Genomic DNA, 13,260 nt, shown 5'->3' on the forward strand with positions numbered 1-13,260 from the left:
CTTATATGTTTTATGGATTATACATGTCCTTGTTATAATAGCCCAATATATCGTCAAGCATACGCTTGGCCTCGACTGCAGGGCTGTCGGGGTCGAGTTCGATTGCAGCTATGTAGTTGTTGATGGCCTCATGCCATCTGCCTTCGCGCCGGCAACGGTTGCCACGCTCATAATACTCGGCTGAAGAAACTTTCTTCATCTACTTATAGTATTCCTTCTTGCCTGCCGCCAGCGTATTCTTCATCAGCGAGCAGATTGTCATCGGCCCGACACCGCCCGGCACCGGCGTGATGAACGAGCAGTGCGGGGCCACCTCGTCAAACTTCACGTCACCGTTGAGGCGGTATCCGCTCTTTCGCGATGCGTCGGGCACGCGGGTCGTTCCCACATCGACAATCACGGCCCCCTCCTTCACCATATCGGCTGTGACAAAGTCGGGACGCCCTATGGCAGCAATGATTATGTCGGCCTCGCGGCATTCCTCTTTCAGATTCTTCGAGCGGCTGTGGCACACTGTCACCGTGGCGTCGCCATATTCCTTCTGCATCATCAGCTGGGCCATGGGCTTGCCTACGATGTTAGAGCGTCCGAGCACGACACACTTCTTGCCGCTCGTCTCTATACCGTAGCGGCGAAGCAGTGTCATTATACCCAACGGAGTGGCCGAAATGAAGCACGGCAGGCCGATGGCCATGCGCCCCACATTGACGGGATGAAATCCGTCGACATCCTTATGATAGTCAATGGCCTCTATTATCTTCTGTTCGTCAATGTGCTTCGGCAGTGGAAGCTGTACTATGAATCCGTCGACATCGGCATCGCGGTTGAGCCTGTCCACACAGGCCAGGAGTTCTTCCTCCGTCACGTTGTCCTCATAACGTATCAGCGACGACGTGAATCCGCAGGCCTCGCAGGCCAGCACCTTGTTCTTCACATAAGTCTCCGAGCCTCCGTCATGCCCTACGAGCACCGCCGCCAAGTGTGGCCGCTTGCCTCCAGCCTCCACTATCTGCTCCACTTCCTGAGCTATCTCTTCCTTTATCCTGGCCGCTGTGGCCTTACCGTCTATCAGTTGCATAGTATGTTTATGTTCTGTATGAGTTGTTGTATTCAGGTATAATTGTCCTGCCTCTACATTTTGGGCATTCCCGGCATTCCGCCTTTCATGTTCTTCATTGCGTTGGCCATCTGCATCATCTTGCTGTTTGACGTGCCGGCCACCATCTTCATCATCTTCCGCGTCTGGTCAAACTGCTTCAGCAGACGGTTCACGTCCTGGATGTTTGTGCCCGAGCCCTTGGCTATGCGCATACGGCGGCTCTGGTTGATTATCTCGGGATGGATGCGCTCCTTCGGCGTCATGCTGTTGATGATGGCCTCTATGCCCTTGAAGGCATTGTCGTCAATGTCGACATCCTTTATCGCCTTGCCCACTCCAGGTATCATTGCAGCCAGATCCTTGATGTTACCCATCTTCTTGATTTGCTGGATTTGGTTCATGAAGTCGTTGAAGTCGAACTGGTTTCTGCGTATTTTCTTCTCAAGCTCCTTGGCCTGCTTCTCGTCGAACTGCTCCTGGGCGCGCTCCACAAGGCTCACGATGTCGCCCATGCCGAGAATACGGTCGGCCATGCGCTCGGGATGGAACACGTCGACGGCCTCCATTTTCTCGCCCGTACCGACAAACTTGATTGGCTTTGTCACCACCGTACGTATCGACAGGGCCGCACCTCCGCGCGTGTCACCGTCGAGTTTGGTCAGCACCACGCCGTCGAAGTCGAGACGGTCGTTAAACTCCTTGGCCGTATTGACGGCATCCTGACCCGTCATCGAGTCCACTACAAACAGCGTCTCGTCGGGGCGGACGGAATTCTTAAGGGCCTCGATTTCGTCCATCATCTGCTCGTCTACAGCCAAACGGCCGGCCGTGTCTATAATTACCACGTCGTGGCCCTTGGCCTTTGCCTCGCTGATGGCATGGGCGGCTATGTCAAGAACGTTCTTGCTGTCAGGCTCAGAGTATACCGGCACACCCACCGTCTGGCCCACCACACGCAATTGCTCGATAGCGGCAGGACGGTATACGTCGCAGGCCACGAGCAGAGGATTCTTGCGTTGTTTGGCCTTGAGCATATTGGCGAGCTTTCCGCTGAACGTTGTCTTACCCGAGCCTTGCAGTCCCGACATCAGTATGATGGCGGGCCGGCCCTCAAGTTTCAGCCCCACGGCCTTGCCACCCATAAGTTCCGTCAGTTCGTCGTGCACAATCTTTACCATGAGCTGCCCCGGTTTCACAGCCGTCAGCACGTTCATTCCCATTGCCTTCTTCTTGACTGTGTCGGTGAATGTCTTGGCCACCTTATAGTTCACATCGGCATCGAGCAATGCACGGCGCACGTCCTTAAGAGTCTCGGCTACATTTATCTCCGTGATTTTCCCCTCGCCCTTCAGTATTTTGAACGAGCGTTCAAGTCTGTCGCTTAAATTCTCAAACATTATTATATATAATATACGTTTATTAAAATTTGTTCTTTCATGCAAATATAATCTTTTAAATCAGAAAAAGCGAATAATCTACCAGTGTTTTAAACTATTTTAAATGGTGTGTCACCACAAATTGCGCACATATGTTTTCAGTGTGCAAAACTCACGTAACTATTCGGTTAGCCACCGGTGTACGCCTTTGTATGGTGAAGGAGGCAGCAGTCGGATGTCGCATGTCATCGTTACCTGAACATAAGATCCGACGGCAATGAATGCAGCAGGTATGCCGCCGGAACATCAGAAGTACACCGACAGCCATAAAACGCCAGTCACCCATACTGCAAGCATACCGCGCTCTGTCATCAAGAATCATCTTGACAAACTGCATCGCATATCTTTAAAATTCAAAATCAAAAAGGATTTCGCCCGAAATATGCGAGTTTTGGAGTACTTCAGCCAATAGTCTGACAATCAATACATTATGAAAACCATCTTCATCCGGCATTCTGAAAAATGTCAAATCGGTTTTTCAATAATGCCATAATACCCATTTGACAACGCAATATCGGCAGTTTTGCAACACGATATAGGCACTTTGACAATGCAATATAGGCACTTTGACAATGCAATATAGGCACTTTGACAATGCAATATAGGCACTTTGACAATGCAATATAGGCACTTTGACAACGCAATATAGGCACTTTGGCAACACGATATAGGCACTTTGGCAACACGATATAGGCACTTCGGCAATATAATATATGGTAATCAGAGCTTTTGAAACACCGAAACGGCAATTTTAAGACGAGAAAAACGGCATCTGAAAATCTATCTGGAGATTTTTCAGAGCCGTTTTTTTTCAGAATATTACTTACACTATCCTAAAGCTGTATCAATATATAGACATCGCACAAGTATGGCCATATGTTTCGCTGCACCCGACAACATGTCTTGTATCTGTCCGCCAATAAATGTCAAGTATCGTCATGCCGCAACATGGCGTACGCGGTCAGCCATATACATGCCGGCAAGTATCATTGCCGAACCGAAGACGAACCAAGGCGTAATCTGCTCACCGAGCACCATACGGGCAAACAATATCGTCGTGATCGGGTTGAAATACACCCAATTGGTGGCCCTCACGGCTCCAAGGCGGGCCATGCACCAGTTCCAGGTGAGGAAGCACACCATCGACGCCACGCAGCCGAGAAACAGCAGATTGGCCAGCACTTGCGGACGGAGCAGCACATCAGCCGGAGGCATTCCGGGCACAAACAGATAGTAAGGCATTATGGTGAGCACACCGTAGAAGAATACCTTACGCGTGATGAACATCGTGGAGTAGCGTCCCGACACCGTCTTCATGAGCAACGAATATACCGCCCAGCATATACATGCCGTAAAGGCAAGCACATCGCCCGCCGGCGACAGCCGGAGAACAAAACGTCCATTGAGCACTACGACGGCCATACCGAGAAATGCCATGACGGAACCGGCCATCTGCCACCGGCCAAGACGTTCCGTACGATAGCATATGCGTATGAGCAAGGCCGCAAAGAGCGGGCACGAACATACTATCAGCGACGTGTTGGTGGCCGTGGTGAAGCGCAACGCCTCGTTCTCCGTCAGAAAATACAGCGACCCTCCCGTCACGCCGAGTATGGCCATCATCAGTTCGTCGCACACGCTTCCGGCCATCAGCCGGAAGCCTCGCGGACCGGTCGCGAGCGAAAAGGAAAGCAGCAGCACATAGGCTGCGGCAAAACGCAGGGTGAATATCTGCGCAGGGGATATGCCGCTGATGATGAGCAGTTTGGTCCACACGAAAGTGGTGCCCCACACGGCCACGGTCGTCAAGGCCACGAGATGGCACAACAAGTCCGGGCGTCGTCTCATTTTATAGTCTCTATGTCACGCCTTACGTTGTCCCTTATCTTCGCAAGATACGCCTTCATGCCGTCGGCATCCTTGCGGTTGATAATGTCAAGCAGGTTTTTCAGCTCGCTGCGTATCTGCTCCACCTGTCCGCCGGTATATGGATTGAAGAGTATCTCCTGCAACAGATAGTCGTCTTCATTGAGCACCCCCTTGGCTATGCGCATGTGGCGCTTGAACGTTGTTCCGGGCGCATCCTGATGCTTCATCACGGCTGCAAACACGAAAGTGCTCACAAACGGGATGCTCAGCGAATAGGCCACGGTGCGGTCGTGCTCGTCAAAGGTATACTCGTAGATGTTGAGCCCCAGCCTTGCATAAAGGTCTTTAAAGAAAATGCGGCCCATATAGTCGCCCTCGCTGATGATGATGGCGTTCTCCTCGCTGAGCTGCTGCAGATTGGCAAACGTGGGGCCGAACATCGGATGAGTGGACACATAACGGCGTCCGCACTGCTCGTAGAAGTCTTTCAGTCCGGTCTTCACAGATGCTATGTCGCTGAGGATGCAGTCTTTGGGCAGATGTGGCAGCACTTCGTTGAATGCGGAAACGGTGTACTTCACCGTCACGGCATTGATGACAAGCTCCGGACCGAAACCTTCAATCTCCTCCAACGTAGTGAAGCGCCGGCAGTTGTACGTGAAGCGCATCCGCATGGGGTCTTTCTCGTATACGGCCGTCTCGTGGTCGAAACTGAGCAGGTCGAGGAAAAAACTGCCCATCTTGCCTGCTCCCAATACTAATATTCTCATAATTACAAGTCCTTTCCGAAACCTCCAGACGTCTACTTATTGATTATCTCCATCTGCTGACGCACCGATTCCTCGTGTATCTCTTCATAAACTTTCCTCACGAAGTCGGCACCCATTCCGCAAAGTGCACCCTGAGCTCCGCGCTTGTCGAGTATCTCATTATAACGGTTGGTCTGGAGTACGGTCATATTGTGCTCCTTCTTATACTGACCAATCTCACGGCACACGCGCATGCGCTTGGCAAGAAGATCCATCAATTGATTGTCGAGCTCGTCTATCTGCTTGCGCAATTGGGTAATGCCCTCGGTGGTGACGGTCTCGTCGCGCACCACGAGCAGGCTCAGTATGTAGTCAAGCACGTCGGGGGTGACCTGCTGCTTGGCGTCGCTCCACGCCTTGTCCGGCTCACAGTGGCTCTCTACGATGAGTCCGTCGAAACCCAGGTCCATGGCCTGCTGGCATAGCGGGGCCACCAGTTCGCGGCTGCCACCGATGTGGCTTGGGTCGCAGAAGATAGGCAACTCGGGTATGCGACGATGCAGCTCGATGGGTATCTGCCATGTGGGCAGATTGCGGTATATCTTCTTGTCGTAGCTCGAAAATCCGCGGTGGATGGCTCCGAGGCGTTTGATGCCGGCCTGATTGATGCGCTCCAGAGCACCGATCCACAGTTCAAGGTCGGGATTGACGGGATTCTTCACGAGTACGGGAACGTCTGTTCCGCGCAGCGAGTCGGCCAAAGCCTGCATTGCAAAGGGGTTGGCCGACGTGCGGGCACCCACCCAAAGTATGTCGACACCGTATTTCAGTGCCAGTTCGACATGCTCGGGCGTGGCTACCTCGGTGGCTATGAGCATTCCGGTCTCTTCCTTTACACGCGCCATCCAAGGCAGCGCCGTCTCGCCGTTGCCTTCAAATCCGCCAGGCTTGGTGCGCGGCTTCCACACTCCGGCACGGAATATGTGGCAGCCTTTGCCGGCCAGTTGCCGCGCTGTTGTCATCACTTGCTCTTCTGTCTCGGCCGAGCATGGACCTGCTATCACGTAAGGGCGCTCGTTGTCGCTCGGGAGTTGTAGTTTCTCTAATTCAAGTTCCATTGGTATTTTGTTGTTTTGTTGTTTTTATATTTTTATGGGGAGTCTGGGAGAAATGGGAGATTATGGGAAAGACGGGGCAGACTGTAGATTATCATAAAACAGTCGTTTTCTCATTAATTCATCGTCTTTATCTCACAATCTTACCGGCTTTATCTCACCAACCTATCGCTTTTATCCTCTCGAGAGCTTCCTTCAGTTTTTCTTCCTTGGCACAAAGCGAGATACGGATGTAGCGTTCGCCGTTGCTGCCGAATATGAATCCGGGCGTGATGAACACGCGAGCGTCGTGAAGCAGACGCTCGGTGAGATCTTCCACATTGTCATATATGTCGGGGATGCGGCCCCAAAGGAACATCCCCACCTGCGCGGGGTCATATGTGCAGCCCAACACACGCATTATCTCCCCGGCATATCGGCGGCGGCGGCTGTAGGTAGCTATGTTTGCCTCACGATGCCATTCGTCGTCGTTGGCATATGCCCGTGCCGCAGCCAACTGCAATCCGCGGAACGTTCCGCTGTCGATGTTGCTCTTTATCTTGAGTATCCAGCTGATGAACGTGGCGTTTGATGCGCACATTCCCACACGCCAGCCGGGCATGTTATGGCTCTTCGACATCGAGTTGAACTCGATACAGCAGTCTTTCGCGCCCGGAATCTGGAGCAACGACATGGGATTGTCATTGAGAATGAACGAATACGGATTGTCATTGACCACGACAATGGCATGACGGCGGGCAAAGTCGACAAGACGCTCGTAGGTCTCGCGGCGGGCATTTCCGCCCGTGGGCATGTTCGGATAGTTGGTCCACATCAGCCTGACGCGGCTCAGGTCCATCCTTTCCAACTCGTCAAAGTCGGGCTGCCAACCATTGTCCGCACTGAGATTGTAGTTTACCACACGTGCGCCGAGTATTTTGCTGAGTGACGTATATGTCGGATATCCGGGATTGGGCACGAGAACCTCGTCACCGGGATTGACGAAAGCCAGCGTAACATGTAGTATTCCCTCCTTCGAACCGATAAGAGGCTGTATCTCCGTGGCCTCGTCCAGCTCTACACCGTACCACCGCTTGTAGAATCCGGCCATGGCCCGGCGTAGTTCGGGCGTGCCGGATGTGGGCTGATAACCGTGGCTGTCGGGGCGGCGGGCCACCTCGCAAAGTGTCTCGACGGTCTCTTCCGACGGCGGCATGTCGGGGCTGCCAATGGCCAGACTGATTATGTCGCGCCCCTCGGCATTCATCCGTGCCACTTCTTTCAGCTTCCGGCTGAAGTAGTATTCGCTGACGAGCGAGAGCCGCCCGGCCGGCTGTATGCGGTTATTCACATTGTCTTCCATTCTGATATTCTCCTAATATTTTAAGTTCTTTGGTCAGTGGTGCTATCGCATCTATGCTTTGGCGGTAGCGCGTAAGGTTGTCGTAAGTAACATCGACATAGAAAAGATACTCCCACTCGTGGCCGATAATAGGCAGAGACTGTATCTTGGTCATATTGATTTTGTAGAACGAGAGGATGCTGAGCACTTGCGACAGCGAACCTTCCTCGTGGGGCAGCGAAAAGACGAGGCTTGACTTGTTCGTCCGGTCAAGCGGGCGCAGAAAGTCGGCCTTGCGCGGATTGCAAACAACGAGAAAGCGGGTGAAGTTGTGCTTGTTGTCCTCGATATGGTCTTCCAGTATCTTCATGCCGTAAAGACGTGCGGCTGCGGCACTGCATATTGCGGCCTGCCCTTGACGATGTCCTTCGGATATGTCCTTGGCCGAGCCGGCTGTGTCTTCACTTTCAACGGCCTTAAGCATAGGATGACCCGATAGAAAACCGCGACATTGCATCAATGCCACCGGATGGGAGTGTACTTCCTGTATCGTCGTCCAGTCGTCATCGGGCAGACAACAGATGCAGTGTGATATATGCAGCTTGTGCTCGCCCACCACCGTAGTGCCCGAGTCGCGCAACAGTTCATAGTTGTGTAGCAGGCTGCCGGCAATGGTGTTCTCTATGGCCATCATGCCGATTACGGTGGGATCGCGGCGGATGTTGTCAAACACATCCTCAAACGTTGCACAGCATATCAGCTGCAACTGCTCGCCATCGAAGTATTGATGGGCCGCCATATCGTGGAATGACCCTGTAAGTCCTTGTATTGCTACTCTCTTCATCTTCGTTTTTGTTTCTTGTCGTATCGTTGCGCATTTACAAAACAAAGTCCCGCTCCATTTGTTTGAAGCGGGACCTTGATGTAAATCTTTAAAGATTGTATCTTGTCATAAGTTGAAATCTACACGCAACTTCCCGCTTCACAATTCCTTGCAAAGTAAAAGTAAAAGCTATAAAAGTATGCGTCAAACTTATTCATCGTTTATCTGTCATTTTGTTTATCTGCTTGCAAAATTATATTATTTTCACGAAACATGCAAATAAATTGCAATATTTTTAGGCTGTTTGCTTACTTTCCATTCATTTTAATAACAAAATAACACTACGGCCTTAAGTCCGGCATATGCAGCTATAAGCCCGGCCGCAACACTCGCCCCTATATATAATAATGTGTATATTGCATCAGTAGTCTTCATCAGCATCAGGCTCTCATTGGCAAACGTGCTGAACGTGGTGAAGCCGCCACAGAAACCGGTGACAAGAAGAAGCCGCACCAGAGGCGGTACATGCCCAGAGGCAAACGCTCCCGTGAGCACACCGATAAGCAGGCAGCCCGCTACATTGACGGCAAACGTGCCCCAAGGGAAAGAGCCACCGGCCATATCACCGGCATACTTTGACACCAGATAACGGGCCACACTGCCCACAGCGCCACCAAGAGCAACCGCAAGAATATTTCCGACCGTCATTTCTTTGTCGAAATATGTATTGTCGGAATGTTGCTTTGCCGTAAAGGGACGCCTCCTTGCGGCACCGTGCCACCACCTTTGTAATATTTCAGAGCCTCAGGCATCCACTTCTGAATGTCGGATATACGCTTGGCATCACTCGGATGGTCGCTGAAGATGGACGAGCCACCGCCGGTAGCCGAGGCCATGCGCTGCCAAAATGGAATGGCCACCTGCGGATCGTAGCCTGCCATGGCGGCAAAGATGATGCCGAGACGGTCGGCCTCGCTCTCCTGCTTGCGCGAATAGGCTGCCGAACCAAGTGTGGAACCGAGGCCGAACACAGTAGAACCTATCTGCTGCAAACTCGTGCTGGCACCGGCACCGCTGAGCACTGTGCCGAGAATCTGGCTGCCATACTGCTGCTTGACCTGATTGCTGAGGCGTTCGGCCGAGTGACGGGCCACAGCGTGGGCTATCTCATGACCGAGCACGATGGCGAGCGAAGCCTCATCGCGTGTCACAGGCAACAGACCGTCATATACCACAATCTTTCCTCCGGGCATGCAGAAAGCGTTCACATTAGAATCTTGCACCAGATTGAACTCCCACTTATACTGCGACACGTCACCTCCCATTCCGTTGGAATTAAGATAAGTAACAACGGCATCGGCCAGCCTCTGCCCTACCCGTCTCACCATGGCCGTGTTCACACCATCGGCTGACAGACGGGCTTTCTGCATATATTCCTGATACTGCTGATTGCTCAGACTGAGCACTTGTTCGTCGTTTACAAGCAGATTTTGCTTGCGGCCTGTGATAGGCACCGTGTTCATCGTGCCACAACTTGCCAACATGGCCACTGCCAAGGTCAGCAAAAAGAACCTTATTCTTTTCATTATCTCCATATTATTTTATTATCCGTTGGATTTTATTACGTTGATTTTCCTACATTACGCCGCCAATACAATGACCGCAACACTGCGGCACATAAATACATAACCGACCTACAAAAGAAATAAAAAAAAGCGAAACCGGCAAAACTTTTATGGAAAATTGATGAATAAAAAAAGCGGGCTGCAATCCAAGTCATCCAATGACCTAAGGCAGTCCGCTCTTAACTATCTTTTTCCTGTTCTTATTTCAGTCCGCGATTGCTGAGAGTAGCGTTCAGCAACATCTTGTACTTGTCAAACTGAACAGGAGTAAGTATATAGCTCATATACTTCAAGTCTTTCTCCACAGCCTCATCCATGATAGCCTTACGGTCATCCTTATGGGCCTGCGATGCCATCATCATCTCTCCGCAGAAAGCACGGTGTATCTCGGTAACACTCTCCATCTGATCGAATGTCAGTCCAAGCACTCCACCCAAACGACGTATATTGATGCTCATGTCGTAGGCACTCGAATTGTTCATACCGTTTACGTTCTCGTTCTCTGCAAATGTTGTAGTCATGCCAAGCACTGCCACAACCGTCAAAAACAATCTTTTCATTTTCGTTACCCTTTCTTTTTACTTTAAAACTTAATACCTGAATGTGTTATCCCTATATCTTTTTGACGGTGCAAAGTTACGAGGGTTTAATCATCCGGCAAAGGTTTTATATCTACTGTTTGCGCACACAAGGCTCTTTTTTGACGTAAATCAAATAATCGGGCCTAATAAAAAAATGTAATATACATGCAACAAAAAACTACGAATGAGGCAGTATCACATACTACAAAATGACACAAAGACACATCGGAGAGGCTATATGCTATCATAAGAATAGTATGACGACGCAAACATAACCATCGCCAGTCTTCATGCCTACGACGCTCCACACAATTATACTGGGATTTATGCCGGTTTGTTGATTAAAATGTGTAACTTTGCCACTGAATATAACGAAAACAGAATATAGCAAAATGGAAAAACCACAAAACAAGTACATAGCCGTGACATATAGACTGTACACGGTTGAGAATAACGAAAGCGAACTTATAGAAGAAACATCACAGGACCGACCATTCCTGTTTATCAGCGGATTCGGCGTAACTCTCGAATCGTTCGAGAAGCATATAGCAGGGCTGGAAAAAGGCTCGGACTTCGATTTCACTCTTACAAAAGACGAGGCCTACGGTGACTATGAACCGGGGCGCGTACTCGATTTGGAACGCGGAATGTTCTGCATCAACGGTCATTTCGACCACGAACACATATTCAAAGATGCTATAGTGCCGCTGCAGAACGAAGACGGCAACCGCTTCTACGGTCGCGTGCTTGAAGTCGGAGCAGATACGGTGAAGATGGACCTGAACCATCCTTTGGCCGGAAAAACGCTCAACTTCAAAGGTAAGGTTGTAGAAAACAGAGATGCGACCAACGAAGAGATACAAGGCATGATAAACCGTCTGAGCGGTGAAGGATGCGGTTGCGGATGCGACAGTTGCGGCGGTGGATGTGACGACGGATGCCACGGTGACCACGGACACTGCGATTGCGGTTGCCACTAAAAGCATGACATGAGAAATACTTTCGGCAATATATTCACACTTACCACCTTCGGCGAGAGTCACGGACCTGCCGTAGGAGGAGTGGTTGACGGTATGCCCGCCGGCATCGATATCGACCTTGACTTCATACAGAGTGAGCTCGACAGGCGCCGGCCGGGACAAAGCGCCATTACAACAAGCCGCAAGGAGGCCGACCGTGTGGAACTTCTCAGCGGAGTCTTTGAAGGCAAATCAACGGGATGCCCCATCGGATTTGTAGTCTACAATACCAACCAACATTCACAAGACTACGAAAACATGCGCAACCTGTTCCGCCCGTCTCACGCCGATTATAGTTACTATAACAAATATGGTGTGCGCGACCATCGTGGCGGAGGACGTTCGTCGGCCCGCATCACTATAAGCAGGTGTGTGGCCGGAGCACTGGCCAAACTGGCTTTGCGGCATATAGGCATCAGTATACAGGCATATACTTCGCAGGTCGGTCACATTGCCATCGGACGTGACTATCGGTGCTATGACCTGGCAAAGGCCGAGACCAATGCCGTGCGCTGCCCCGATATGGAGAAAGCAGCGGAAATGGAGCGCCTGATAATGGAGGTGAAGAGCGACGGCGACACCATTGGTGGCGTTATAACCTGCGTGGTCAAGGGATGTCCGGTTGGACTTGGCGAACCGGAATTCGGCAAACTGCACGCCGCACTCGGAGCGGCCATGTTGAGTATCAATGCCGTAAAAGGATTCGAATATGGCAATGGATTCGCCGGGGTGACCGAACGCGGCTCACAGCAAAATGATGTTTTCGTAAACGACGGCGGGACCGTGACCACACTCACCAATCGTAGCGGAGGCATACTGGGAGGCATAAGCAACGGACAAGACATATGTTTCCGCGTAGCCTTCAAGCCTGTGGCCACTTTGTTGATGCGACAGGAAACTGTCGATACCGAAGGAAGTCATACCACCTTTACGGCCCGAGGACGCCATGACCCATGTGTGCTGCCGAGGGCAGTCCCGATAGTGGAAGCTATGGCTGCAATGACACTATTGGACTATTATATGTTCAACAAATCGGTAAAACTATAAAAAAACGTATTAAAATTCAAGAAAGCGGCAAAATGATTTGCTGCTTTCTTTTTTTATTTGTATCTTTGTATCGCTATTGAGGGATTGTGAAATTCTTAAATAAGCTTTAGTTAAGTCTAGTTTAGTTTTTGTGTTGGTTGAGGGCGGTCGGTTGATCGCCCTCAAATTTTATCGGCAAACACATTACTTATTATTAATTGAGAATTGAAAATTGAGAATGGATAATTATGATTTGCTTTGTTTATGTATAAGTTAGTCAACAGAATTAAACTACATAATCGTCCGAACATTGGAAGAACTTGCTTTGGATGAACGTGCCCTGGAAGAACGCGCCCCGCAGGGGCAACAAGCACATAGCCCGGGGCAGAGCGTAGCGGCACCCCGGGATTCATATTCAATTGCATATATTCGCCCTGAAAGGGCAAAAGCATTAGTAATCAGATAATTACAATTTTTTATATCCATATGTTTTTATGCTTTTGCCCTTGCAGGGCGCGGGTATTGGCGATGTTTGAATCCCGGGGTGCCGCTACGCTCTGCCCCGGGCTATGTGCTTGTTGCCCCTGCGGGGCGCGT

The 13,260-nt window shown here is 50.8% G+C and carries 13 protein-coding genes; 2 read left to right on the forward strand and 11 right to left on the reverse strand.

From position 1 onward, the window contains the following. Positions 1–10 precede the first annotated feature (10 nt). The 11 genes from HPS55_RS01665 to HPS55_RS01715 all read right to left on the reverse strand — a co-directional run bounded on the left by HPS55_RS01665 (position 11) and on the right by HPS55_RS01715 (position 10,597). Positions 11–199, reverse strand: coding sequence for a tetratricopeptide repeat protein (locus tag HPS55_RS01665; protein WP_172178461.1), 189 nt, complete (start codon positions 197–199; stop codon positions 11–13). After that, positions 200–1,078, reverse strand: coding sequence for a bifunctional methylenetetrahydrofolate dehydrogenase/methenyltetrahydrofolate cyclohydrolase FolD (gene folD / locus HPS55_RS01670; RefSeq protein ID WP_172178459.1), 879 nt, complete (start codon positions 1,076–1,078; stop codon positions 200–202). It lies immediately after the preceding gene. 53 nt (positions 1,079–1,131) lie between these two features. Beyond that, positions 1,132–2,496, reverse strand: a complete 1,365-nt coding sequence (gene ffh / locus HPS55_RS01675) for a signal recognition particle protein (protein ID WP_172178458.1) — start codon at positions 2,494–2,496, stop codon at positions 1,132–1,134. Positions 2,497–3,471: 975 nt separating this feature from the next. Further along, complete coding sequence (locus HPS55_RS01680) at positions 3,472–4,383, reverse strand: DMT family transporter (RefSeq protein ID WP_172178457.1); 912 nt, start codon at positions 4,381–4,383, stop codon at positions 3,472–3,474. After that, positions 4,380–5,174, reverse strand: a complete 795-nt coding sequence (locus HPS55_RS01685; RefSeq protein WP_172178456.1) for a prephenate dehydrogenase — start codon at positions 5,172–5,174, stop codon at positions 4,380–4,382. Before HPS55_RS01685 ends, HPS55_RS01680 begins: the two co-directional genes overlap by 4 nt. Positions 5,175–5,206: 32 nt before the next feature. Then, complete coding sequence (locus HPS55_RS01690) at positions 5,207–6,271, reverse strand: bifunctional 3-deoxy-7-phosphoheptulonate synthase/chorismate mutase type II (RefSeq protein ID WP_172178455.1); 1,065 nt, start codon at positions 6,269–6,271, stop codon at positions 5,207–5,209. Between the two features lie 154 nt (positions 6,272–6,425). After that, on the reverse strand, positions 6,426–7,610 hold the full coding sequence (locus HPS55_RS01695) for a pyridoxal phosphate-dependent aminotransferase (protein WP_172178454.1): 1,185 nt from the start codon (positions 7,608–7,610) through the stop codon (positions 6,426–6,428). After that, on the reverse strand, positions 7,591–8,433 hold the full coding sequence (locus HPS55_RS01700) for a prephenate dehydratase (RefSeq protein WP_172178453.1): 843 nt from the start codon (positions 8,431–8,433) through the stop codon (positions 7,591–7,593). Before HPS55_RS01700 ends, HPS55_RS01695 begins: the two co-directional genes overlap by 20 nt. A gap of 303 nt (positions 8,434–8,736) precedes the next feature. Continuing rightward, on the reverse strand, positions 8,737–9,120 hold the full coding sequence (crcB, locus tag HPS55_RS01705; protein ID WP_172178452.1) for a fluoride efflux transporter CrcB: 384 nt from the start codon (positions 9,118–9,120) through the stop codon (positions 8,737–8,739). Next, positions 9,117–9,998 carry a M48 family metallopeptidase gene (locus tag HPS55_RS01710; protein WP_172178451.1) on the reverse strand — a complete coding sequence of 294 codons (882 nt, stop codon included), beginning with the start codon at positions 9,996–9,998 and terminating at the stop codon, positions 9,117–9,119. The genes crcB and HPS55_RS01710 overlap by 4 nt, the downstream gene beginning before the upstream one ends. Positions 9,999–10,237: 239 nt before the next feature. Then, positions 10,238–10,597: a hypothetical protein gene (locus HPS55_RS01715; protein ID WP_172178449.1), complete on the reverse strand. Its 360-nt coding sequence runs from the start codon at positions 10,595–10,597 to the stop codon at positions 10,238–10,240. A gap of 413 nt (positions 10,598–11,010) precedes the next feature. Here HPS55_RS01715 and HPS55_RS01720 point away from each other — a divergent pair, with 413 nt between their 5' ends. Together HPS55_RS01720 and aroC are read left to right on the forward strand one after the other, a co-directional pair. Then, complete coding sequence (locus HPS55_RS01720; protein WP_172178447.1) at positions 11,011–11,598, forward strand: FKBP-type peptidyl-prolyl cis-trans isomerase; 588 nt, start codon at positions 11,011–11,013, stop codon at positions 11,596–11,598. A 9-nt stretch (positions 11,599–11,607) separates the two neighbouring features. Continuing rightward, complete coding sequence (aroC, locus tag HPS55_RS01725; RefSeq protein WP_172178445.1) at positions 11,608–12,684, forward strand: chorismate synthase; 1,077 nt, start codon at positions 11,608–11,610, stop codon at positions 12,682–12,684. The last annotated feature ends 576 nt before the right edge of the window (positions 12,685–13,260 follow it).

Source organism: Xylanibacter rodentium (assembly GCF_013166575.1).
GTDB lineage: Bacteria > Bacteroidota > Bacteroidia > Bacteroidales > Bacteroidaceae > Prevotella > Prevotella rodentium.